Raw genomic sequence first — 26,077 nt, 5'->3', positions numbered from 1 at the left:
TCCCACTTTTTTGGCTGTCATTGTGTAGGCGGAGCCTTCCCGTAGGGTACGTAACGAAGTGGAGCGTGGCAATCCCATCAACTGGTGCTTAGTGAGAGATTGTGGGATTGCTTGTCTGCGACATGCTGCGCGAACGTCGTCCGTCCTCTCTACGAGACGCTCTTGCATTCGCAATGACAAGTTGTATATTTTGCCAAAAGGGCCGAATCATGCTGTCAAGAAATTTCTGACTAAAATTTGACATATCAGCAGATGGTAAACAAACTTCATCAATCAGTAGAACATAAAGATGCGAATATCTGGGTAGACTGCACCGATAATTACTATAGCAATCCGATTTGAGCAAATAGGATTGCTATAGACTTGCCTGAGTTCGCAGTTACTGAAAATCACCAAATTAAAAATGTTATGGCTCAAGGTATTTATTGTATCTATACTGAGTCAGGTGCTATTAGATACTCATGCAAGTTTTATATATATAACTTATTTCGGAGCAATCAGAAATGCTTTCCTTCCCCACGACTCTTACTCCTTTGCCCGAAATCATTGATGGCTTACCGAATATTTCTGGTTGGGAAACAGAGGTTATCTCTGTAGTTAACCACAATAAACCAGTATTTTTGCCAACAACAAATATCCGCTTAGAGGATGTGAATGCTGTGTTTGCGATCGCCTTGCACATGCATCAGCCAACTATACCCGCAGGAAATGATGGTACACTCATCAGCAATCTGCAATATATGTTTGAACATCCTGATGAGGGGGATAACCACAATGCAGATCCTTTTGCCCATTGTTACAGCCGCATGGGAGACTTGATCCCCGAACTTGTAAATCAAGGTTGCAATCCGCGTGTGATGTTGGATTACTCAGGTAATCTTTTGTGGGGACTGGGGCAAATGGGACGCGGTGATGTTCTTGATAATCTCAAACGGATCACTTGCGATCGCACCTATCAACCTTATGTAGAGTGGCTGGGTACAATGTGGAGCCATGCAGTTATTCCTTCCACACCAATAGCAGATATTAAATTGCATATCATTGCATGGCAACATCACTTTGCGGCAATTTTTGGCTGGGAAGCATTAGCGCGAGTCAAAGGATTTTCGCCCCCAGAAATGCACCTACCAAATCACCCTGATGCTCTGTTTGAATTTGTGAAAGCGCTGAAAGAATGTGGATATCGCTGGCTACTTGTTCAAGAACATTCTGTAGAAACAATTAGTGGTCAATCTCTTACCCACAAACATTTACCACATCGTCTGATTGCCCGCAATTCCCAAGGCGAAACAATTACTATCACAGCCTTAATTAAAACCCAAGGTTCGGATACTAAATTAGTCGCACAAATGCAGCCTTATTATGAAGCCAAAACCTTATCCAAACAACAAATTGGCAGTGTATTTGTGCCACCAATAGTTAGCCAAATTGGAGATGGTGAAAATGGTGGTGTGATGATGAATGAATTTCCTAGCGCCTTTAAACAAGCTTGGTGGGATATGGTCAGTAACGGTGGAGGAAAATCAGGTGTTGTTGGGATGTGTGGTACAGAATATTTAGAATTAATAGAAGCTGCTGGATGCAAACCTGAAGACTATCCAACTTGTCAGCCGGTGGGACAACATCAGATTTGGGAGCGAGTTTCACCAGACAATTGCCAACCGGAAGCCGTAGAGAATGTGATTCAAGAATTAAAGCAAATAAACTCTAGTTTTCATTTGGATGGAGCCTCCTGGACAAATCATATCAGTTGGGTGAAAGGATATGAAAATGTGTTGTCTCCCATGTATCAACTAAGCAGTTTATTCCATCAAAAATTTGATCCATTACAGCAAATTGATTCAGCAGAACCTGTTAGCAGACAATTTAACTACCGTAACGTTCTCCTACATAACCTTTTGCTGCAAACCAGTTGTTTTCGTTATTGGGGACAAGGTGCTTGGACTGACTATGCACGGGAAATTTATCAACGGGGTGAAAATTTATTGCAGATGAATTGAACTGGGGACTGGAACGGATATAGATGGGTATTCAAATTCCAATACGCTTTGGTTAAGAGGATGTTTGAAAAGTCATGAATGATGTATCAAATATTTTTCACCCCACCCTAACCCTCCCCTTTATAAGGGGAGCCACTGCGTTGGGCGGGTTAATGTGTAGAACAATCTTCTAAATATATGTTGCTACACCAAAGGTAACAATATTTCAAATTTTGTACCAATACCAATCTGTGAATGGAAATTTAATTTTCCACCATGTCTCACAGTGATAATTCGATAACTTATTGCTAAACTAGTATTCTTACTATTCTTTGCTTCAAAAGAAAAAGACTCCATAATTTGCTGTTGCAATTCTTGAGATATTCCAGAACTATTGTCAGCAATACGAATTAAGATCCAGCGAGAATCTACTGCATCTGGGTTGCTTGCTTCCTGGGAAATCACTTCTGTGGTAATCTCAATTCGGGGTTTTTGAACAGTCTTTGTATCATCTAGATGCAACTGCTGTCGCACTGCTTCATTGAGTAAAGTATCTACAACCTCGCTGAAAATATTCATTAAAACCTGATTCAATTGCCCTATAAAGCAATATACTGGAGGTAATTGACCATAGTATTTGACGATTTCAATTTCTCCTTGAAGACGGCTATTAATTAATAAAATAATACTATCTATACAGGCATGTAAATCTGCTGGTTTTGGATAAAGTTCATCGATATGACAGAAGTTTTGTAAGCTGGTGACGAGTTTTTTTAATCTTTCTGCTCCGGTGCGGATACTAGCAAGCGATCGCGACAAATCTTGTTCTAAAAAATCAAATTCAATCTCTTCTTTAAAAAGATTAATTGCATGAGATGCTGATGGCAATTCTTTTTCATAAGCTGCTATCAGCTTGAGTAAATCTTGGCTGTAGTTTGAAACGTAAGTTATATTACCCCAAATAAAACCTACTGGGTCTAAAATTTCGTGCGCTATGCCGTCTACCAATCGTCCCAGATTTGCCATTTTATCATTTTGAATCATTTGGGCTTGACTGCGTTCATACCGCACCAGATTGTCGATTCCCCGAATTTGCCAAGAAATAATATTCAATTCTTGTACATCTAGCAATCTATAAGCACCAGATTCTGTGTGTACTACAATTGGTTCTGCTAATAATTCTGGCGATCGCTTTAAGCTAAGTTGCATCGCAGTTAAAATCGATGTTGTATCAGCAAGAAGCAACATTGGTATCCGCGCATAGCTGTAGAGAACGGCTAATGGTTGTTGAACAAATAACTCTTGTCCAAAGGGACGAATCAAAAATTCCAGCAGTCGTCGCCGCGAAATCATTCCAATAAAGTTTCCCTGTTCTACCAAAATTACTCCTGGTAACAGGGGATATTTTTCCAAAAAATTAGCCACTTCCATACCAGTGCAGTTGATTTCCACTGAGAAGTTGTACATTGGTAGTTCTTGGAGGGTTGACTCTAAATCGAGATCGCGATCGCTACCAACAGACAAAAATGGCGGTAAGATTGGGCAACTGAATTCTTCTGGCACTAGACACCCTGATTTTTACGAAGACAGGTAAACAATAAGTTAATATTTTACATTCTGCCACCTTTAAATCCGGTTTTGGTTTAGGTATCTAATCGAACTAGAGCAGAACAGGAACGCCAAACAGCCGATCGCTTAACTGCCCAATTGCGTAGACGCAAAGCAGCTTGTCATTAGACATCGCTCGGCATTGAACCAGAAGCCTAATATTTTGCTACAAATCAGGAATTACGTTAGCAAGTCTTCTCCCTACAGCCCTTTGGGCATCCTATGGCAGGCGTTAACCCCAAGTAGAGCTGGCGTGAGACGCTTTGCAACGAGCGTGATTACGAATTACTAATTAGGAATTATGAATTAAAAAGGGCTGGTGTAAAAGAGTCATCTGTGGCTTAATTTGTTTAGACACAAATTTTACTGCTACCAGGGTAATCACGATGACAAATAGACCTCCTTCCGAACCGGAGTCATCCCAAAGAACTGCCCTTGGCTTTGATGAATTTATAGCCATTCTGGTTGCCTTCACCACTATCGGAGCGATTCTTTTTTGGTCATTGTCTGGCAGGAATTCTAACTGGAACTTAAACGGGCTGCTGTTGCCTTCTTCCACTCCATCTCCTAGCGTTCAACCAAATCAATTATTGCCCTCCCCTACTCCCAAGGTAGAACCAAATGCAGTCCCTAAATTCAACGTTTTGCCATCATCTCCACCTGAAGCTGTTATTGAACCCAAGATACCTTCATTTGCGACTAACAGCGCAACTCCTTCCCGTGCAGTGTTACCATCTGCTGAGGTAATCCCAACTCAATCCCCACAACCACAGACGCCTGTATCCTCTTCAACAGGACTTGAGTCATCAATTACATCATTAGCATTGCCTTTAGTAACTCCGGCAAAACAAAAATCCATTATTCCGCCGCCAATTGCATTTAACGATGTGCCTAATAACTTCTGGGGTCGGCGTTTTATAGATGTTCTTTCTTCCCGTGGTATTCTCAAGGGGTTTTCTGATTATTCTTTTAGACCAAATCAGCCTGTAAATCGCGCCGAATTTGCTGCTATACTCCAAAAAGCCTTTGACCAAGAACCGTCTAAGACCGCGATCGCATTTCAAGATGTACCAGCAAAATTCTGGGCAACTCCAGCAATTGACCAAGCCATCAGTGCCGGATTTCTCACAGGTTACCCTAAAAAAACTTTCAAACCACAACAAAATATTTCGCGAGTGCAAGTTTTAGTTGCCCTTGTCAGTGGGTTGAATTTAAAAGCACCCACTTCCCCAAATCAGATTTTAAGTGTCTATAAAGATGCTAAAGATATTCCAACCTATGCTATCAACAAAATAGCCGCTGCTACAACTAATGGTTTGGTAATTAACTATCCAAATCAACAGATTATCGCTCCTAACAAAGTAGCTACTCGGACTGAAGTGGCAGCGATGATTCATCAAGCTTTAGTAAAACGTGGTAAGTTGGAGGCAATTCCATCTCAAAACATTGTGTATAGGCATAGCCGGCCGCAGGCATGGCGCAGCGTGTCTCCAGGACTTTCGCGCACACCAAAGCACAACCTAAAAGGTAACTTGTCCGCAGGAGGCTCGTCTCATTCAGCTAGGTAGTGAAAGTGTTCAAGAAACAAGAGGAACTGAAGAGAAAGATTCTTTATTGATCCCCTGCTCCCTTGCTTGTTGGCCAACCCATTGCAGAAAATTCAAAATTCAAAATTAGAAATTCAAAAAAATTCTTAATTTTGAGAAAAGTCTGATCTAAGGCTTCCTCAGATCAGAACAGATCGTGATTTTGAATTAAAGCATTAACGTAGCGTCTTCGCAGAAGAAGCCATAGTTAGATATTAAGCTTCTGAAATTTCTTTACCAACTACTTGTGATTTCAGAGTAGTGATTTCACTAGTTAACTCTTTCCTAGTTGAGGCTTTGAGTAAATAGCGGTAAACAAACCAGGCAGAATAACCAATACCGATCAACTCAAAAGTAGGTGCTACCAAGGGGATATCATTCAAAGCATCTAATATTGCCAAGAGTACTTTAACCCCAACAATGGATCCCACAATTAAACCAACAGTCACCAGGGGTTGCTTATATTGATTAAAAAAGCTTCCCAGATATTCTGGTAATGTTGCTAAAAAGCTAGAAATTTGCTCCCCGTATTTTAGCCATTCGTCTTGAGATTGTGCGGGGGGCTGGAGTTTGGTGATGGTTCCCGTTTGGCTGTTGATATCTGTCACTGTACCCTCTTTGGATGTGCTTTCTGTGAATTCTTGTTCTGGCATTTTCGCTCCTATAAATTTGACAGTTGAGTTTTTCTGATCTGGATAATTACAACCAAAAGGCTGTTGATTAGGTAATGCACAAGTGCATCAATAGAATTAGGTCAAGGGCAGAAAAGGGTTTTAGTATCCTATAACCATAATTGCCCCGTAATATCTACTGCATCAACTACAAGGTAGAAAGTCAGTAGGAGGATAGAACTCAGAAGGATGTTGTATTATAATCAGCTTTCTGAGTTCTTTTTTTTGAATCAACTGGAATCCTCCGGTTGTAATTATCCCATTCCGTGTCATTTGCTCATAATCGTACTAAATCTAAGTACAAATTATGCAAAAATCAGTCTACCTCTCATTTATATAAGCCTAAAAGCCGATTTTATCTGATATTAAAGCTATCTTAAGCCGCCTTCGTCAATTAACGCATTCGTATTGATATTAATACGTAATAACAGTTTTTGTGTGTTCATATAGACTAGATTTTAGAACTATTTTATGATATGCGTGCCTGGGGACTGGGGAACTCGGGGCGCTCTTTGGGGATAAGGGGCAATGGGGACTAGCAAGACAAGGAGGAAGAGTCTCTAACTTGTCTCCTCCCAATGCCCAATACAACTCTTGGAGAGGCTGCGCCCTAAACGTAGCTAGCTATGCCGCAGGCTTTACGGCAACTCTTAGAGACGCTCTTGCGTTCGCTCAGTTCAAGTGCTCAACGAATGTCATAGCTTTTGTTTTTTTCCTGATTGTATTAATTTTCTAAAGAAGCAGTAAGGTAGAGTAGTGGCGTACCTGATGCCAAGAACTCATTGCTATAGCAATCAAAATTTAAATGTGAGAAAATATGGAGATTAAAAGTACGTATTTATAGGCATTTCAGCAATTTTATCTCTCATGAATGATTTAAAATTGCTATATCAAAACCACTTATACTATATAAGGTTATGCTAATTATCTAATAAGCAATGATTTGCTATTGCTATAAAAGAGATAATCTAGATATTAATCATCAATGAAAGTGTTTGCACAAGCTAGACTGATTTAGTGATTTTTGCGGGAAGGCAAGAAGATTTGAGAAATACTTTCCTCAAAAGCCAACCCCTATCGACAGCAGTTCAGAAAGCAAAAAAGTGTTAGCCGAAGAGCCATCGACAGACGAACTCCCGACTATAGAATTTCCCTCACGAGGGAAACTCAAAGCCAGTTCTTGGCGCATCCATCAAAAAATTGGCTATGGGTACTTTGTAGCTATCGGAATTGGCTTTTTTGGCTCATTGACTGGGTTAGTGATTGCCAACTACTACCGAGGAAGAGAAGTCAGGCAATTCAATCAAGCCTATGAACAAGGACAACTACTGAGTAATTATAAAGATGCAGTAGTTGGGGCGCAATTGCATAGTTCTAACCTAGTTGCTGTATTGGAAAATTCACAACAGCTACAAAGCAAAAAAGCCGATTTTCTGAAAAATGTTGAAAAAGCCAAGCAACTAGAGTCAAAAATTGGCGGATTCATCGATAGTAAACCTAAAAGACTAGCGGCAACAAGTTCGACTTTACAGACCTTATTGCTGGATTATAAAACTAATTTAAAAACCTACGTTGACCAAATAGAAATTGTATTACAGAAAATTGACTCCAAAAAAGTGCAGCCTCAGCAGATTTCTTCTGCCCGATCGCAGTTATTGACAATTATGCGTGGTGAAACAGCCATCCGGCTAGACCAGCTTTCTGAGAGCTTGACTAACATCCTGCAAACTGCTGAAATTCAAGAGCAAGAAAGGCAAAAAGCTGTTGAAGAGGCAAAAGTAGTTGAGCGGTTCATCGTGATCGTGAGTATGCTGGTTTCGGTGGCGATCGCAGCCATTGTAGCATGGCGTACCAGTCGGGCGATCGCTGAACCAGTTATCACTGTCACCCAAGTAGCGGAGCAAGTTGCAAGAAAATCTAATTTCGATTTGCGAGCGCCCGTCACCACTGAAGATGAAATTGGCCTACTCGCCAAATCTCTAAATCGTCTGATTGAGCGAGTATCTGAGCGCACAAAAGAACTACAACAAGCTAAAGAATTAGCCGAAGCTGCTAGCAAAGCAAAAAGCGTATTTTTGGCCAATGTCAGCCACGAATTACGCACGCCATTAAATGCTGTCATTGGCTTAAGCCAACTTCTAGAAGACGACGCCACCGATCTTGGATTATCTGGAGACTTTATCACAGACTTAGAAACAATTAACTCTGCTGGTAAGCATCTACTCCACTTAATTAACGAAATCCTCGACTTGTCAAAAATTGAAGCGGGGAAAATGACCCTCTATCCAGAGACATTCGAGATTGCGATGCTGATTCATAACGTCGTCCTCACAGTCAAACCGATTATAGAAAAAAATGCCAATGTCTTAGAAGTATATATTGATCAGCAACTTGGCATCATGTACGCCGATCAGACCAGGATGCGGCAGGTCTTGTTAAACTTACTAAGTAACGCTGGCAAGTTTACTACAAACGGTAAGGTGATGCTGACAGTCAACAGAGAAAAGGAGGAATTCCGACTGGAGGCTCCTTTGGGCATGATTACTTTCACCGTTACCGACACAGGCATAGGTATGTCTCACGGTCAACAGCAGCAGTTATTTCAACCTTTTACACAAGGAGATACCTCGACTACGAAAAAGTATGGAGGTACGGGACTGGGGTTGGCAATTAGCCGCCACTTTTGCCAGATGATGGGTGGTGAGATTATTGTCAAAAGTGAACCGGGAGTTGGCTCTACTTTCACTGTTCGTCTACCAATGACTGTGCAGGATTGAAGGAGTTACTGAAAACCTGAAACCTAAATCCCCCTTTTTAAGCAGGAACCTTAAACAGCCAACTTTTATAAGAGGGTTAGGGGATCTCTTGTGCGTAAGTTCTAAATTGTTTAATTGTTGGCAATCCTTTACTAACTTAAGCAATAATACTTACCTTGCCTGTATCCAAATCGTAACGACCTCCAACGATTTTCAATTTGCCCGATCGCACCTGCTCAGTTAAAAGTGGCGATCGCTTCAACCGTTCAAGTTGATATTGTACATTTGCAACCACAGCATTCTCAACCGCGTCACCCGACTGATCCTTGACCTTTTCCACTGCTGGCTTAATTGCCTTCACAAAAGTACCAATATCACCCAGTAACGATTGGTTTTGTACAGCGGCCGTTACTGCCCCACAACGCTCATGACCCATTACCATCAGCAGTGGAGAACCTAACAGAACAACCGCATATTCAATACTGCCGATCGCTTCAGAGGTGGCAATATTTCCGGCAATCCGAACATCAAAGATATCCCCAATGCCCTGATCGAAAACAATTTCTGCGGGGACTCGTGAATCCGCACAACTGAGAATAGTTGCAAATGGATGTTGAGCTTGAGCAACTTCCTGCAACCGTAGCGCAGATTGATCGGGGTATTGGGGTTGATGCTGAACAAACCGCTGATTTCCCTCCATCAGCTTTTGCAATGCTGCATCGGGATTGAGGGATTCAGGGGAAGTTGAGGGCATTTCGGCAGCTTTAGCCTGTTCCACCCGCCAGAGTAAATCGGTGGCAGATAACATCATCCCAAACGCCCCAGTCATTCCCAATTTCAAAAAGTCACGCCGTTCCATGAAATGCTTCATTGAATTTATAACTCTCCTAAATCGACGCAACACATCTGACAGAGCGAATTTCCATCACATCGGAAACGTAGCAAGTACCACCGAATTTATTAAGGAGTGGTTTGATATTTTCGACAACCGGCTTGAGTTGTTCTGGCATACAAAAGGCGAGGATGTAAACATTATCCAGCATGGTCATGTCTAAATCTTCTGTGGTTCCTTGTAATCCTTTACCAGCAACATTTCGGATTACGGCATGGTTATGTACACCCGACTTGTCTAATTTATCTAAAATTTTGGCAAGTTCAAAGGAATTGGCGATAATTTCTATCTTTTTAACTACGTGCATATTCTTACCTCCAAAATAGGTTAATTCCGTAGAGATATAACGGAATTCCCACAATAATATTGAACGGAAATGTGACAGCTAGGGCAGTAGAAACATACAGGCTGGGATTTGCTTCGGGAACAGTCATCCGCATAGCCGCCGGGACAGCGATATAAGAAGCACTGGCACACAATACAGCAAATAACAGCGAATCTCCGCGAGGCATACCGATCAATTTGGCGATCGCTAATCCAATGCCTGCATTGAGTATTGGAATTAGTATGGCAAATAAAATCAGGAAAACTCCGGTTTTTTGCAAGTCTTTAATTCTTCTAGCAGCGACTAGTCCCATGTCCAGTAAGAAGAAGGTGAGAACGCCATAAAACAACCCTTGAGTAAAGGGTTCTAATACGTGCCAACCGCGTTCTCCTGTCAAGACACCTATTAATAGACTACCGACTAATAGAAAAACTGAACTATTAAGAAATGCTTCTTGTAAAACTTCTGCCCATGAAAACTCTCGCTTGCCATCGTTAGTGAATATATTCACCAAAATTAGACCAACTATAATCGCTGGAGATTCCATCAGAGCAAGGGCTGCCACCATGTAACCATCAAAAGCAATACCAAGCTCAGTCAAAAAAGCGCTAGCTGTAATGAAGGTGACGGCACTGATAGAACCGTAGGTGGCTGCGATCGCAGCCGCATCGTAGGTATCCAACTTCCACTTCAGGATAAAAAAGGTGTAAATTGGAACAACGCAAGCCATCATCATTGCTGCCGCGAGTGTTAGAATTACTTCCTGAGTGACACCGCTTTTGATTAGTTCTACCCCTCCTTTAAAACCAATCGCAAACAGCAGATACAACGAAAAGAGTTTGGGCGCTGGTGCGGGAATTTCTAAATCAGACTTGACAAAAACAGCAGTCATGCCCAAAAAGAAAAATAGGATTGGCGGATTCAAAAAGTTGGATACAATTAAGCTAAAATCCATATCCACCCCTGTTTATACTGGTAAAACCTGCAATTAAAGAAATTTTTCATCTTTAAAGATTTAACGGTTCAATCATGATGTATCGTGTATCGCTACCCAATGTCAATTGGATACTCAAGGAGTGAATAGTCCTATTGGTGACAATACTCTGGTTAGGTATTACAACGTTTTTCATTTCAATAAACCACGGGCTAGGGAACATTGCCGTATCCCTACGAAAATCTGTAGTTCAATTAACTGAAAATAGCTGTAAGCTCTGTTGACAACAGAACAAGTGCGAGCTTGCCCACCATGTTTTGAGGTTTGATTCCCCGTCGCTGATTTTACGACAGAACGCGCAAGAATAATTCGTCGCTAACTTATCTATGTAAAAAAGTTAACGTATTGTCGGGGCAATTTATGAATTGCTCCTACACAAACCTTGCTAAATCCCAGTATTATTTTGATTTACAACAGTTTGGTAAATCCCGCTTGCTTAAAATAACGGTCAGATATAAAGGCTTGAGTAATCCCTTCCTGTGTCATCACTGCAAAGCTAATCCAGTCAGTTAGCCCCCAATCTTTAGCAGAACGCTGGCTGTATAACATCCAACCTTCATCCAGCAATTTTTGGTCGAAAGGGATGATTTGCACACTTTCAGGACTTACGCATCGGACATAAGTACTACACGCCATTTGGGTATAAAGCCATATTTAGTAGCCAGCGATCGCTTTCTATCTATGCCAATAAATTAAGTTATGCGAAGCGCCTGAAACTATCAAATATCATCATGCACGTTATGGTTAATTTGTACAGTGCGTAAGTCCTATGATTGACAAAAGGCACTTTATCTTAACCTCTCACCGATGGATTTTTTCGTGCCAAATTTTGATTGCCTCAACATTATTTATGGATAAGTTGGTAAATCAATAAAACACGCTCTGCAATATTTCTTTACAACGTGTCCTGTTTTGCGCGTATCCCGGCTGAACCCCTTTAAGAGGATGTTTGAAAAGTACTCTTGTCGATATCAAAAGTTCTAATTATCTCTAAATCCCCCTTAAAAAGTGCCTAAAGTTATAGCAAAACACTTTTCAAACAACCTCTAAATACTCTACTGAGAGAAATAAATCAGTAGAGTATTTTTATAGGAACCTGATGTCTGCTCTCTAATTTTCACGCAACAATTTTGGAAGCCGCTGATCTGGGCTTAACTAGGATTTGAAGAGTTAACTTGACTTGAATTTTGGGAATTATTATAGGAACCGCCAAAATCCATTGTAAAACAACATTCAGGCAAGTAATAGTGTCTAAATTAATTGTTCGTATCCCAGAGTACAGTATTAGCAGTTTAATTTATGAAGCTACTGCCACAGTAGTTTATCGAGCATACTGCAAAGTTAACGGAGACTCAGTTGTGATCAAACTGCTCAAAGCAGAGTATCCTACTGTCAAAGAGATTGCTCAGATCAAGCACGAATACGAAATTATCCAAAACCTGAATATTGTAGGTGTAATCAAAACCCATAAATTAATCAATTATGACAATGGGTATAGTAATGGTCTAGCAATGGTTTTAGAAGATTTTGGCGGAGAATCCTTAAAAGATCAGATATCTACTACAGGGTTTGAACTAAGAAAATTTCTTAACATCGCCGTTCAAATTACTGAAACATTAGGAGAGTTACATAGTCACCACATTATCCATAAGGATATTAAACCTGAAAATATTCTTTACAACCCCAATAGCGAAAAAATCAAACTGATTGACTTCAGCATTGCTTCGCTGCTATCAAAAGAAAGCCCAGAAATCAGTAGCCTCAACCTGTTAGAAGGAACGTTGGCTTATATGTCGCCAGAGCAAACTGGACGTATCAATCGAACCTTAGATTATCGTACAGATTTTTATTCATTAGGCGTGAGTTTTTACGAAATGCTGACGGGTCGGCTTCCCTTCGAGAATATTCAAGACCCAATGGAGTTGGTGCATTGTCACATTGCGAAAATTCCAATAGCTCCTGACGAGATTAATCCTAATGTACCACTGGGAATCTGTGCGATCGCCATGAAACTCCTGAGCAAAAATGCTGAAGATCGCTACCAAAGTGCTTACGGGTTAAAGGCTGACTTAGAGAAAGCAATGCTTCAACTGGAAACAAAAGGAAGGATTGACCTTTTTAGCTTAGGTGAGCAGGATTTTTCGCATCAATTTCAAATAGCTCAAAAACTTTATGGTCGGGAAGTAGAAGTGGCAGCTCTTATGGCTGCCTTCGAGAAAGTTAGTCTTGGTTCGAGTGAAGTTGTGTTAGTAGGAGGATACTCAGGTATCGGCAAATCCTCACTGGTTAACGAAGTTCATAAACCGATTGTGCGGCAACGAGGTTACTTCATCGGTGGCAAATTTGACCAACTCAAGCGAGATATTCCTTATGCTTCTTTGATTGAGGCATTTCGAGAATTGATGCGACAACTGTTAACTGAAAGCCAAGTCAGAGTTGAGGTTTGGAAAAATAAATTGCTACAAGCATTGGGAGTTAACGGTCAGGTCATTATTGATGTTATCCCAGAAGTAGAACTGATTATCGGGCAGCAAGCGCCTGTACCGCAGTTGGGTGTTACTGAGTCTCAAAACCGTTTTAATCGGGTATTTAAGCAATTTATCCATGCCTTTACTGCTGCGGATCATCCGTTAGTACTGTTTTTAGATGACCTGCAATGGGCAGATGCTGCCTCTTTGATGCTGGTCGAGAATTTGATGACTGACCTAGAAAGCCAGTATTTATTGATGATTGGAGCTTACCGAGATAACGAAGTTAGTCCCACCCATCCGCTGATACTAATGCTAGAGGTAATTCGAGTATCTGGGGCAACCGTTGAAGAACTGCTCTTAAAGCCATTAGCAGCACCTCATATTACTCAACTGCTGATTGACACATTCAATTGCGAATCATCTCAGGCAGAACCTTTAGCTGATTTGCTACTTCAAAAAAGCCAAGGTAATCCCTTTTTCTTGACTCAGTTATTAAAAGTATTGCATCAAGATAATCTCTTGATATTTGATTACCGTTCGGGTTTCTGGCAGTGGGATCTTAACAAAATTCAGTCACAAGCCATTACCGATAATGTGGTCGATTTAATGGTGAAGAAAATTCAGAGACTGTCAGAGCCAACCCAGCAAGTTTTACAATTAGCTGCTTGTGTTGGTAATCGTTTTAATTTAGAAACTCTAGCAGTAGTCAACGAAAAATCGGCATCAGCAACAGCAGTTGATTTATGGTCAGCTTTACAGGAGGGATTAATTCTTCCCTTAAGCGATACTTATAAAATTCCTCAGTTGTTGAATCAATCGGAATTGGCAATATATTGTGATAATGCAGTACATGTTGACTATAAGTTCTTGCATGATCGCGTTCAGCAAGCTGCCTATTCTTTAATTCCAATCGGTCAGCAACAACAAGTACACCTGAAGGTGGGAAAATTACTATTACATAATACTGAAAAAACTCAATTAGAAGAGCATCTTTTCGAGATTGTCAACCACCTAAATGCTGGAGAATCATTGATTGTTGATCCAGCAGAAAGATACGAGATGGCGGAATTAAATCTGAAAGCAGGTCAGCGAGCAAAATCATCTTCGGCGTTTGTAACTGCACTCAAATTGCTGAAAACAGGAATGAGTTATCTACCTGAAAATAGCTGGCAAGATAATTATTTACTCACCTTAACATTATATTTACAAGTTGGAGAAGCCAAATTTTTAAATGGTAAATATGAGAAAGCTTTGCTGATTTTTGAGCAGACTTTCAATCAGGTTCAAACTACTCTTGATATGTGTCGGGTGAATGAATATCGAATTATGTGTTATCGGATGGAGAATGATTTAAACTCTGCATATAAAATTGGGTTAAACACCTTGGAACTTTTAGGCTTGGAGTTTACAGCTTATCCCGATGATGCATATTTGTTAGAAAAACTTAATCATACCAAGGAAGTTATTGGCGATCGCTCAACTTTTAGTCTGGCAGAACTACCACAAATGCAAGACGAAGAGAAGTTAATAGCTCAACGTATCTTAAAAGAAGTTTGGCCTATTGCTTACTTTTTAGGATCTAAAGCGTTGCACGTTACATCTATGAATCTGACTCAACTTTCGATTCAGTATGGCAACTCATCGATTTCGGTATTTGGCTATATGCTGTATTCCTTCAACTTAGTATTTCAATATGGTGAAGTAGATTCAGGTTATGAGTTTGGGCAGCTTTCTCTTCAACTCCATGAAATTATGAGAACGAAGGAATTAGAAGCAAACATTTTGAATATGTGGGGAGGTTTAATCTGTCATTATAAAGACCATATTAGTCAGACAAAACCTTATTTATTAAAGGGATTTAATAGCGGGTTAGAAACAGGTTCTTATCAATGGTCTGGTTATTGTTCAGTTAATTTTTTATGGCAATCTTTGTTTGGGAATGAATCTTTAGAAAAAACCGCAGAAGTAGCGGAAGATTTTATTCCTACCCTCCGCAAGATTGATAAAAATATGTTGAACTACCATCTGCTGGCTATGGAAGCGATCGCTAACCTAACTAAGCCAGCAGGCAAGATTGACGAGCTTGTTGGAACTTGGGCAGATGAACAGCAAGTGCTAGAGTTTGCGTTGGCATCTTCGGATATGTTGAGTGCATTTGTAGTTTATATCTATAAACTTGCACTCTGTAATTGGTATGGAGAGTATACCAAAGCTGTTGAGTATGCAGAAAATGCAGAAAAATTTGTTGGAGGAGCGCGGGGAATTTTTATTAATCCTGTTTTCTACTTTCACCAAAGTATTGCTTTGGCAAGAGCTTATGCTGAGGTAGATACAACAACTCAAGTCATTTATCTACATAAACTAAATGTTAACCTGGAAAAATTCCAGCAATGGGCAATGCACTGCCCAACCAATTATCAACACAAGTTTCTGCTGATTCAAGCTGAAATTGCTCAGATTTATCAACAAGATTATCAGGCAATGGAGTTGTATGACAAGGCAATCGCTTCTGCTGCCGAAAACGGTTATTTACAAAATGAAGCCTTAGCAAACGAACTCGCATTTCGATTTTACTTGGCCAAGGACAGAAAAAACCTTGCCAAAGTTTATCTTACAGAAGCCCGCTATGGTTATCTGAAGTGGGAAGCGATGGGTAAAGTCCAACAACTAGACGAACAATATTCTCAATTTTTTACAGATACAGCAGCAGAAGCAACTCTTCGGGGCACTGCTACAAACTCAACCAGAGATACTTCTGAAGCTAAAACCCAAATTCTAGATTTAAGCACAGCAATTAAAGCATCACAAGCACTGTCGAGTGAGATGGAGCTAAATCGGCTACTGGAGAAGATGATGACGATTGCGATCGAGAATGCTGGTGCCCAAATGGGTTATCTACTTGTTAAACGGGAGAACCAATGGCTAATTGAAGCTGAGGGAAGCGTTGATCGAGACCAAGTGAGAGTGCAATCATCTAGCCTGGTTCAAGTAAAGCATAAACTACCAGTTTTGCTAATTAATTATGTTGAAAGAACAAAAGAAAATTTGGTTTTAGACGATGCTAGCCACACAGAGCTTTTTGCCAGTGACAACTATATTGTTGTCAATCAACCCAAATCAGTTTTGTGTTCGCCTTTCGCTCATCAGGGGAAGCTAACCGGAGTTCTTTACTTGGAAAATAACCTTACCACCGGAGCCTTTACCGCAGAGCGACTAGAGGTACTCAACTTATTGACTTCGCAAGTTTCTATCTCAATAGAAAATGCTCGGCTCTACACAAATTTGCACATATACTCCCAGGAGTTAGAGATTTCGGAAACACAAGCGCGTGAGAAAGCAAAGGAGCTAGAGCAGACGCTCGATGAATTGAAGCTCACCCAGTCCCAGATGGTGCAAAGCGAAAAAATGTCTAGCCTGGGGCAGTTGGTAGCAGGCGTTGCTCACGAAATCAATAACCCAGTCAGCTTTATCTACGGCAACCTTACTTACGTCAATAATTATATCAAAGACTTGATGAGTGTAGTACAACTTTATCAACAGCAAAACCAGAATTTACCACTTAAAGTTCAGAATGAAATAGACGCGGTTGACTTAGATTTTTTGATGGAAGACTTACCTAAGCTGTTGGCTTCGATGAAAGTGGGAACTGATCGCATTCGCCAAATTGTATTATCTTTACGAAACTTTTCCCGCCTAGACGAATCTGAAGTCAAAGCCGTTGATATCCATGAGGGCATTGATAGCACCCTAATGATTTTGCAAAGTCGGCTTAAGCCCCAACCAGACTCTCCGGGAATTCAGGTAATACAGGAGTACGGCAACCTGCCACTTGTAGAGTGCTACCCTGGGCAACTGAATCAGGTATTTATGAACCTGATCGCTAATTCAATTGACTCTTTGGAAGAATTTAACAAACATCGGACTGATGCAGAGAGAATACGTCGCCCAGGTATTATTACAATTCGTACTACTGTTGAAGGTGATCTTGCTGTCATTGGTATTGCTGACAATGGTTCTGGGATCTCTGAAAATATCCGGCAGCAACTCTTCACCCCCTTTTTTACTACAAAACCTGTCGGTAAAGGAACTGGTTTAGGGCTATCTATTAGTTACCAGATTGTAACTAATAGGCATCAAGGACAGTTAGAATGTGTATCGGTTTTAGGACAAGGGGCTGAATTTATTATCTCTATCCCCCTTCAGGCAAGACTAAAAGCAAGAAGTATCTAATCTTTACCGCCACTGATTGCAATTACAAATTACGAATTAGTAATTAGGGGTTCAGCCGGGATACGCGCAAAACAAGACACGTTGTAAAGAAATATTGCAGAGTTAGGACTTACGCACTGTACAAATTAACCATAATATGCATGATGATATTTGCTAGTTTCAGGCACTTCGCATAACTTTAATTTATTGGCAGAGAAAGCGATCGCTGGCTACTAAACATGGCTTTATACCCAAATTGCGTGTAGTACTTATGTACGATGCGTAAGTCCTGACTTTTTAAAAGTCGCAAATAGCTTTTTCTTGCTTCTACATAAATCATGATAGAGTACCATTCGGGTTAAGAATATTGCCACACAATCTTTATTGACCAAGTTTCGTTAGGATATTGTAACCTGGGCAATAGCAACTCTCTGTTGATGTGACGCCAGGCGACGCCGAATAGCCCGTCGGAGACATCGCTTTTTCACATCCATGACAACAACCATCGACTTTCTCAGTCACCTTAACCCCAGCCAACGTCAAGCTGTCGAACACTACTGTGGCCCGTTGCTAGTTGTTGCTGGCGCAGGTTCCGGTAAAACACGAGCGCTGACTTATCGCATTGCGAATCTGATTCTGAAACACCGCGTTGATCCAGAAAATATCCTGGCGGTTACTTTTACCAATAAAGCCGCACGGGAAATGAAAGAGCGGATTCAACGGCTGTTTGCGGAACAACTGGCAATGAAACAACACGGTAAGCGTTTTGATTTATTGACGGAATATCAACAAACACAATTGCGATCGCAAGTTTATAAAAATACGATAAAAGACTTATGGTGTGGCACTTTCCACAGTCTATTTTCTCGCATTCTCCGCTTTGATATCGAAAAATATGTAGACGAAAAAGGACGCCGTTGGAATCGTAATTTCTCTATCTTTGATGAATCAGATGTGATGACTCTGATCAAAGAAATCGTCAACAAACAGTTAAATTTAGACGATAAGAAGTTTGACGCCCGTTCTGTCCGCTACGCTATTAGTAATGCTAAAAATCAAGGTTTATCGCCCCAAGAATTTGAGCAAGATCAACCCAATTATCGCGGACGCGTGATTGCCCAAGTTTATAATTTATATCAAGATAAGTTAGCAGAAAATAACGCTCTCGACTTTGACGATCTAATTCTTGTACCTACTAGATTATTTCAACAAAATGAGCAAGTATTGGGTTACTGGCATCGGAAGTTTCGCCATATCCTCGTAGATGAATATCAAGATACCAACCGCACTCAGTATCAACTCATCCACTTATTGGTTACTAATGGCGAAACTAGAAAGAGCGAATGGGAATGGCAAAATCGCTCAGTTTTCGTTGTCGGCGATGCAGATCAATCAATTTACAGCTTTCGGATGGCAGATTTCACTATCTTGCTGGGATTTCAGGAAGACTTTGGCGATGGTTTGGTAGATGATGATACCCGAACGATGGTTAAGCTGGAAGAAAACTATCGTTCTTGTGAGAACATTCTGCAAGCGGCTAATGAACTGATTGAAAATAACACCCAACGGATTGATAAAGTCCTCAAACCGACACGGGGGCCGGGTGAGCAGATTACTTGTCACAAAGCCGATGAAGAACTCGCAGAAGCCGCATTTGTAATCAATCAAATTCGGACTTTACAACAGCAAAATCCAGAGTTGAACTGGGGTAATTTTGCCATACTTTATCGGACAAACGCCCAATCTCGCCCCTTTGAAGAATTGTTGGTGAAATATCAGATTCCTTATACAGTTGTAGGGGGAATGAGGTTTTACGATCGCAAAGAAATTAAAGATGTCGTCGCTTATCTAAGAGCCATCGCTAACCCATCTGATACAGTCAGTTTATTGCGAGTCATCAATACTCCCCGGCGAGGAGTTGGCAAAACCACTATTGACGCTTTGGTGAACGCCTCCCAACAATTAGGGACAACCCTGTGGGAAATACTCAGCGATGAAACATCAGTTAATACATTAGCTGGACGAGCGACAAAAGCTGTAAATAACTTTGCCGCAATGATTAGCCGTTGGCAAGGACAAATCGGCACGCTTCCTGTGACTGAGGTTTTGCAAGGAATACTAGAAGACTCTGGTTATGTCCAAGACTTGATGAGTCAAGGCACAGATGAAGCCACAGATCGGGTACAAAACGTTCAAGAACTTTATAACGCTGCACTGCAATTTCAAGAAGAAAACGAAGAGGTTTCCCTGCAAGATTTTCTGAGTAGCGCTGCCCTCAGTTCCGATTTGGATAACTTAAAAGAAGGGCAAACAGCCGTTTCTTTAATGACTTTGCACGCTTCCAAAGGTTTGGAATTTTCCGTAGTATTTTTGGTGGGATTAGAACAAGGGCTATTTCCCGGCTACCGATCGCTGGGCGATCCCGCATCTTTGGAAGAGGAACGCCGCTTGTGTTATGTAGGGATTACTCGCGCCCAAGAGCGGTTATTTTTATCACACGCGCGTGAACGTCGTTTATATGGTTCTCGTGAACCCGCCATGCGATCGCAATTTCTCGACGAATTACCAGAAGAATTATTATCTACTCAACGCCTGAGTCGTCAAACTTATACCAAAAGTGCTTCTACTCCTAGTGTGAAACAAGACGCAACCCAGAATTGGCAAGTAGGCGATAGAGTATTACATAAAACCTTTGGTGTCGGTGAAATAACTCATGTTTTCGGAACAGGTAATAAGATGTCTGTGGCAATTAAATTTTCTAGCTTGGGACAAAAAATTGTTGATCCAAGAGTAGCGCAGTTACAACGAGTAGAGTGATATGGTCGGAGATCCCCGACTTCTTAAAGAAGTCGGGGATCTTGTTTTTCATATTTCAATTTTTTCAAAGTGTTCAACGATGGGAGATGGATCATAAAAATGATGTAGAAGTTTTTTCCACTCTTGAAACTCGGCAGAACTTTTAAATCCGACAGTATGAGATTCTAAAGTTTCCCATCTGACAAGTAATAAATATTTACCTTGAACTTCTATACATTTATGCAATTCATGAGATAAATATCCGTCGATTGAGGAAATAATTTTAGAAGCTTTTTTGAAAGTAGCTTCAAAATCGGGTTCTAAATCGGGTTTAAGATGAAGAATAACTGCCTCAAGAATCATATAGTTTTACAGTGAGTATTAAGCTAATGTTATTTAGTATAATGTGATGTCTACAACGGTCTACACCATTAAGACTAATTCTTTAGTAAATAGATAATCGCAGCACAAAACTCTTCGTAATATCCTTTAGAATCAGTTTCACTGAAGCCTAGAATTAAGTCTTCTCTCTCTTCCTCTGTAATCGTATTAATAATTTCCAATATTGGTTCAATAGATTTTGCACGTAAATTTTTCAGCTTATCAATATTGAGTGCAAGTTTATCAATTGTTGTTTCAGCAGCTAATTGCTTTTCTGAATTATTTGTCGCCAAAATCTGGCCATCATCAGTGTACCTAAAGAACTCAGCACAGTTGACATCTAAAGGTGAAATCATCAGATTGTCATCGTACCATTTATCTTTTATTTTCCCACAATGGAGAGGTTCTTTACGTACTGTATCTTTTTGGCATGACGCCAGTATATTTGTGTATTCTAGCGCTAATTGAGGATAAGTTGTTCTTGGCTTTAAATGTTCCAAATGGCTATCATCAGTATTAATCCGTCTTCCACAGTAACAGCAAATAAAACCTTGCTCTTGCAACAAGGAATTATGTACATCGGTTTTTTGTGGTTTGCTGAAGTTCTTCCAACTTGGTTGCCAATCCTCATTTGCTAAATTTTTCAAAACGGTAAAACTTTCTGGCTCCTCACTTTTTTTGATATATTTCACCGCTTCAAAATCTCTTTGCGTCGAATAGATACACTTGCTTTTACTAATTCTGGTTCATCTTGTCCAATAATATCAGTAATTTCCTGAGATAATTGCCTAGCACCATCAAGATTGCCTTCATCAATTAGTCTAAATAACTCATGTAAACGATCTTTAATTTCTTGTGGACGTGCTGGAACACCCATGAGGTCTTCTAATATCCGATTGCTATCTCTCCCAAAGGAACTTTCTGGTCTTTTAGCAACAACACCTTCGTCTGTTTTTTCTAGAATATAAATTCCTTCCGGCTTGACTTGGCTAATTACTTGAGGCGAATGTGTGGTGACGATAAATTGGCAATTGGGGAATGTTCTTGTCAACGCCGGAATAATTTCTCGTTGCCATTTGGGGTGTAGGTGGAGTTCGATTTCATCAATTAAAACAACACCACTACCTTGGAGTGGATCTGGTAAACTAGGATTAGCGATCGCTAATCGTCTTGCTAAATCTCCAACCATTGCCAGCAAGCATTTCTCTCCATCAGATAGCTGATTAACTATGAGTTCTTTACCTTGTTTTTGCACAGTCATTCTCATTAATGGGGAACGACGCACGCGTAAATTAGAAAAACTTGGTATTAATGAAGATATGGCTTGCCTGACTGATTCTAATTGCCTATCTCGATAATTAGGATTACCTTCCAGGCGTAACTCATTCTCTAAATCTTCTTGCTTTTTAAACCATTCAAAAAAGATTCTAAACTCACTTCCTACTCCTGTAAGTGCGTTTTCATATACATATATTTGGACAAATGAATGCTTTGTGCGAATCTTCAAAGGAATATCCAATACTGCACGATTGGTGGAATAATAAACTAAAACAGGAATATTTAGTTTATTAGATATAGATAAATCTTTTTTGATATTTTCAGCAACCTTTGTTATGGCTGACAGGTTAGTGTTAGTATCTTTGCTTAATCCTTTATGTACCTTGGTTAGAGACCATATTGCTTCTTCAGAATTCAATGAAACAGTGATTTCGTTATGTGTTTCCTTTTGCCCATTAGTGATGTCTTCCTCCCTAAAGACTCTTCCCGAAGATGTTGAGTGTTGAATCGAGCTAGTAAAACGCGATAAAAGAATAGCAAGGCAATCAATAATACTCGATTTACCTACACCGTTGATACCAATAAATACCGTTGGCTCTGTTTCATCGAACTCAAGCGTCAAATCGCCGATTCCACGGAAAGATTGCATTTTCAGGCGCTTGACTTTCATAGTTTTGAGGATTCTATAATATTAGCAATTGCATAAGGAAGTTCTTGCTGAGTCATATAACTAAGCTGATTTTAATTGAATAATGCCTTTATCAAAAACGCGATTATCAGTAGCGATCGCACTTATTTCTATTCTATCTTTATACACCTCATAAGAGGCAAAACTTAAATCGCTGGTGGAATACTCTGTCCACTCAGAACGCCCTACAGGACGATTACCAGCACCCGCGCCACAAATTAAATAAGTTGTACCATCAATCGCACGAGTCCGTTCATAACTATGTTCGTGACCATTGATGTAAAGTTGAACGCCGTATTTTTGAAAGAGAGGAGTAAAAGTTTTAATAAAATCTGGATTACTCCCATACTGACCCGATGAATAAATCGGATGATGGCCAAATACAACTTTCCAAGGAGCATTACTAATACTTAATTCTTTTTCTAACCAAGTTAGCTGGTTTTTCCAATCAGCATTACCGTTAGTATCTAAAGCGAAAAATTGTACTTGATTACGTTTAAATGTATAGTAACGTCCTTTCATATTAAAGCCAGCATACTTGACTTGTGGATCTCCATTAGCAGTACGAATATCGTGATTACCTAAACAAGCCTGAAATTTCACATCTTGCTTGAGCAAAACTTTGTAGGGACGCTCAAAAACTTCGCCTATTTTTTCAATTTCGCCGTTATTGTAAATGTTGTCTCCAGCTAAAACTACTAAATCATAAGGATTTTGTTTGTGATAAATATTCATCGCTCCAGCCACAGCATACTGTCCTTTAGCCCCAGTCCCCGTATCTGCTACAGACACAAAACGTAATAACAAGTCTTTTTTGGCTGGGTTGGCGGCTATAGCTGTTGTTGAATCGGTAATATCAGCACTTTGATGATTTTGATGAGCTAACATCCAGCTTAAAAATCCTGTACTAATGGCGCTGAAGCTACTTAAAAATAAAAATTGACGGCGTTTCAGGTTCATAATTCACCAAATTTAGTAAATAGTCAGTTAAGCAGAAACAATGAGCAATGAAGTGATACATTAAGGCAAAAGAAGGCAGCATCAGTAATAATGTACGTTGTTTGTCTTTGATTCGCTGCTTTTGGTGAAAGTTCCATGTCACAAGACAATCAGTCAAAATCGACGAATGAGCAGGTAACTCAACCTCCCCAAAAACCTTATCAGAGAGTTCAGCCATTTTGGAAGGCTAAAATTATCCAACTTCTCCAAGGGACGATTGGGGTTTTAGAAGTAACGGTTGAGAAACTGGAGACTACACTCCCACCTGGTACTGAAGAAAAACCCAGTTTTTTCCAGCAGCTTCAGTTGCGATGGGGTGGACTGTTAAGGACAATCCGCTTGTTTTTACCATCAAATTTGTCAACTAAGTTATCAGATACAGCTTTGACGGGAATTGTTACTGCAATTGCTGTAATTATCGTTTGGACAACTGCGACTGTCTTTACTGGTAAACCTACTGAAATAGCGACAGTTCCACCAATTAAGGAAGTTCCTGTACCCACACCAATAATAACTACTCCACCGGAGTCAGTCGCACCAGAACCACAGCCGCCACACCCACCAGAGGAAATTACGCCACCGCCAGAAGTACAAACTCCGCCACCACCAACGCCGGAACCGGAACCGGAACCCGAACCAATTCCTACGCCAACACCAATTATAGAGTTGACACCTGAACAAGCTTTGATTGCGGCTATTGAAAATCAGGTAGCTGAAATTAGCGATCGCATTGCCTCTGGTCTGATAAAGTCAATTCAAGCTAACTTCCGCACCAGCAATCTGACTGTCAAAATTAGCAACGATTGGTATACTCTCAAAGAATCTCAGCAGGACAAACTAGCTGCAAAGATATTACAACGCTCTCAAGAACTTGATTTTACCCATTTAGAAATTATTGACTCCCAAAATAGGCTAATAGCGCGTAACCCAGTTGTTGGTACTGAAATCGTGATTTTTAAACGGCAGACTACAAGTTAAAATAATTCGTAATCTAAACACTTTATTAGGATGTTTAACTTCAAGTATTTATGTTAGACAATATTTCGCTATTGCTCCAAGCTTGTAAAAACTTAAACATCAGCTATGAAATTATTCATCCTGCTCAAAACTTAATCAAAATAAAACTGAATAATAAATCGCATTATTTTTGTAACTATAACACTCCGTTAATTAATCAAGCAGTAGCACACCTTATAAAAGACAAAGAATACACTTACCATATTTTAAATAAAAAAGTCAAACTTCCTCGGACAGTAGGTTTTCTTTCTCCTTTTTGTGACATCAAGTATAAAATTTACTTAAAATTCTCAACTATTCAAGATATTGTATTAGAAATAAAGGAAAATTTTGAAACACCTGTAATTGTTAAAAGGAATTCTGGTGCGGGCGGACATAACGTTTTTTTATGTCAGAATACAAACGAAATTGAAACTGCTTTAAAAGATATTTTTAATATCAATTCTAAAATGTATGATTACGTCGCTCTTGCTCAAGAATTCATTCATATCAAATCTGAATATAGAGCGATTTTCTTAAATAAAGAGTTAGTTTTACTCTATGAAAAAGATATAACTGATGCAAAATTTATAGGTAATCTCAGTCCTCTCCACTGGGATGGTGCAAAAGCTAAGTATATCAATGAGCCACAAATATTGTCAGAGATTGCTAATTTCGCCAGACCAGTTTTTGAAGAATTAGACCTTGATTATGCTGGTTTAGATATCGTCTTAGATCGAGATAACCAATATTGGTTGATTGAAATCAATTCTCACCCAAATTATAGTATTTTCACTAGAGACAATGGCGAGGAGCCTGTATTGAAAATTTTTGAAAAAATGCTAATTAGCCTAGCGTCAAAATAAAAAAATCGCTACTTCGGTTATCTAATACAATACCAATTTGAAAAAAGAATGCGACACATAGACAAAACCCTCCGCTTATCCAGGTATCACCCCCCTTATTAAGGGGGGTGATCAGAAATCTGGTTCCCTCCCCTTTCTAAGGGGAGGGTTAGGGTGGGGTAATCTATCGCAAACATTTTTTGAATCGTTAGAATTCATGACTCTGCATAAATTAGTTGCATCTATGACAATAATATTTGCTCCTGCTTTTGCGATCGCACCAGCATGGTTAAACTGTGGTGTAATGTACACATCGTATCCAGCTATTAATTGCTTCTATAGCCCACTAATTGGTACTTGCAGCCTTTCTTGCACGGTGCTGATGTGATTTGGCAGATCAATACGCACACCAACAGCACCATTATTTACAGCAGCTTGTGTTAGCGGCTGCGGCGGCGAGGAGAGCATCGCGCAGTCCTATTGTGCCCCTACACTTCGCAATATAATGTTTGACCTCATCTGAATGGGAACCGCTATAAGCATTTTCAATCATTAATGGTAAGAGGGGGCTGAATGGAGAAGAAAAAGTTTGTTTTGATTGTG

The 26,077-nt window shown here is 40.1% G+C and carries 17 protein-coding genes and 1 pseudogene; 7 read left to right on the top strand and 11 right to left on the bottom strand.

Annotation, left to right across the window (positions count from 1 at the left end; genetic code table 11):
* Nucleotides 1–503: 503 nt before the first annotated feature.
* The gene (locus V7K35_RS09665; protein ID WP_335078376.1) at nt 504–2,000 is read left to right on the top strand and encodes a glycosyl hydrolase family 57; all 1,497 of its coding nucleotides are present in this window, start codon (nt 504–506) and stop codon (nt 1,998–2,000) included.
* Between the two features lie 183 nt (nt 2,001–2,183).
* Here V7K35_RS09665 and V7K35_RS09660 read toward each other — a convergent pair whose 3' ends face one another.
* Nucleotides 2,184–3,542 (bottom strand): sensor histidine kinase, encoded by a 1,359-nt coding sequence (locus V7K35_RS09660; protein WP_335078374.1) that lies wholly within the window; start codon nt 3,540–3,542, stop codon nt 2,184–2,186.
* A 431-nt stretch (nt 3,543–3,973) separates the two neighbouring features.
* On the opposite strand from V7K35_RS09660, the gene V7K35_RS09655 reads away from it, so the two are divergent.
* On the top strand, nt 3,974–5,155 hold the full coding sequence (locus V7K35_RS09655) for an S-layer homology domain-containing protein (protein WP_335078372.1): 1,182 nt from the start codon (nt 3,974–3,976) through the stop codon (nt 5,153–5,155).
* 233 nt (nt 5,156–5,388) lie between these two features.
* Here V7K35_RS09655 and V7K35_RS09650 read toward each other — a convergent pair whose 3' ends face one another.
* Nucleotides 5,389–5,826: a CAAD domain-containing protein gene (locus tag V7K35_RS09650; RefSeq protein ID WP_334793574.1), complete on the bottom strand. Its 438-nt coding sequence runs from the start codon at nt 5,824–5,826 to the stop codon at nt 5,389–5,391.
* A gap of 1,121 nt (nt 5,827–6,947) precedes the next feature.
* Here V7K35_RS09650 and V7K35_RS09645 point away from each other — a divergent pair.
* Nucleotides 6,948–8,621: a sensor histidine kinase gene (locus tag V7K35_RS09645; protein WP_335078369.1), complete on the top strand. Its 1,674-nt coding sequence runs from the start codon at nt 6,948–6,950 to the stop codon at nt 8,619–8,621.
* Nucleotides 8,622–8,757: 136 nt separating this feature from the next.
* Here V7K35_RS09645 and V7K35_RS09640 read toward each other — a convergent pair whose 3' ends face one another.
* From V7K35_RS09640 to V7K35_RS09625, 4 genes are all read right to left on the bottom strand, one after another.
* Complete coding sequence (locus tag V7K35_RS09640) at nt 8,758–9,459, bottom strand: carbonic anhydrase (protein ID WP_335078458.1); 702 nt, start codon at nt 9,457–9,459, stop codon at nt 8,758–8,760.
* 28 nt (nt 9,460–9,487) lie between these two features.
* Complete coding sequence (locus V7K35_RS09635) at nt 9,488–9,799, bottom strand: P-II family nitrogen regulator (RefSeq protein WP_334793572.1); 312 nt, start codon at nt 9,797–9,799, stop codon at nt 9,488–9,490.
* 4 nt (nt 9,800–9,803) lie between these two features.
* Nucleotides 9,804–10,772: a sodium-dependent bicarbonate transport family permease gene (locus V7K35_RS09630; protein WP_335078367.1), complete on the bottom strand. Its 969-nt coding sequence runs from the start codon at nt 10,770–10,772 to the stop codon at nt 9,804–9,806.
* Nucleotides 10,773–11,219: 447 nt separating this feature from the next.
* Entirely contained in the window at nt 11,220–11,405 is a 186-nt protein-coding gene (locus tag V7K35_RS09625; RefSeq protein WP_335078364.1) for a hypothetical protein, read from the bottom strand.
* Nucleotides 11,406–12,058: 653 nt separating this feature from the next.
* Between V7K35_RS09625 and V7K35_RS09620 the strand changes: the two genes are divergently transcribed.
* A complete protein-coding gene (locus tag V7K35_RS09620; RefSeq protein WP_335078362.1) occupies nt 12,059–17,512 on the top strand; it encodes a trifunctional serine/threonine-protein kinase/ATP-binding protein/sensor histidine kinase in 5,454 nt (1,817 codons plus the stop codon).
* Between the two features lie 471 nt (nt 17,513–17,983).
* Nucleotides 17,984–20,308 (top strand): DNA helicase PcrA, encoded by a 2,325-nt coding sequence (gene pcrA, locus V7K35_RS09615; protein WP_335078360.1) that lies wholly within the window; start codon nt 17,984–17,986, stop codon nt 20,306–20,308.
* Between the two features lie 48 nt (nt 20,309–20,356).
* Here pcrA and V7K35_RS09610 read toward each other — a convergent pair whose 3' ends face one another.
* The 4 genes from V7K35_RS09610 to V7K35_RS09595 form a co-directional block, all read right to left on the bottom strand.
* Entirely contained in the window at nt 20,357–20,650 is a 294-nt protein-coding gene (locus V7K35_RS09610) for an antibiotic biosynthesis monooxygenase family protein (RefSeq protein ID WP_335078357.1), read from the bottom strand.
* A gap of 74 nt (nt 20,651–20,724) precedes the next feature.
* Complete coding sequence (locus tag V7K35_RS09605; protein WP_335078356.1) at nt 20,725–21,360, bottom strand: retron system putative HNH endonuclease; 636 nt, start codon at nt 21,358–21,360, stop codon at nt 20,725–20,727.
* The gene (locus tag V7K35_RS09600) at nt 21,357–22,616 is read right to left on the bottom strand and encodes an AAA family ATPase (RefSeq protein ID WP_335078354.1); all 1,260 of its coding nucleotides are present in this window, start codon (nt 22,614–22,616) and stop codon (nt 21,357–21,359) included. Before V7K35_RS09600 ends, V7K35_RS09605 begins: the two co-directional genes overlap by 4 nt.
* 60 nt (nt 22,617–22,676) lie before the next feature.
* Nucleotides 22,677–23,594, bottom strand: a complete 918-nt coding sequence (locus V7K35_RS09595) for a metallophosphoesterase family protein (RefSeq protein WP_335078352.1) — start codon at nt 23,592–23,594, stop codon at nt 22,677–22,679.
* 135 nt (nt 23,595–23,729) lie between these two features.
* On the opposite strand from V7K35_RS09595, the gene V7K35_RS09590 reads away from it, so the two are divergent.
* Nucleotides 23,730–24,611, top strand: coding sequence for a hypothetical protein (locus tag V7K35_RS09590; RefSeq protein WP_335078350.1), 882 nt, complete (start codon nt 23,730–23,732; stop codon nt 24,609–24,611).
* 50 nt (nt 24,612–24,661) lie between these two features.
* Nucleotides 24,662–25,495, top strand: a complete 834-nt coding sequence (locus V7K35_RS09585; protein WP_335078348.1) for an ATP-grasp domain-containing protein — start codon at nt 24,662–24,664, stop codon at nt 25,493–25,495.
* A gap of 213 nt (nt 25,496–25,708) precedes the next feature.
* On the opposite strand, the pseudogene V7K35_RS29655 reads toward V7K35_RS09585, so the two are convergent.
* Nucleotides 25,709–25,942 (bottom strand): annotated as a pseudogene (locus V7K35_RS29655) (hypothetical protein); the annotation flags it as partial.
* Between the last annotated feature and the right edge of the window lie 135 nt (nt 25,943–26,077).

This window comes from Nostoc sp., from assembly GCF_036917275.1.
Lineage (GTDB): Bacteria > Cyanobacteriota > Cyanobacteriia > Cyanobacteriales > Nostocaceae > Nostoc.
Note: the sequence above shows the minus strand (reverse complement) of the source record. Positions and strands in the feature narration are given on the sequence as shown.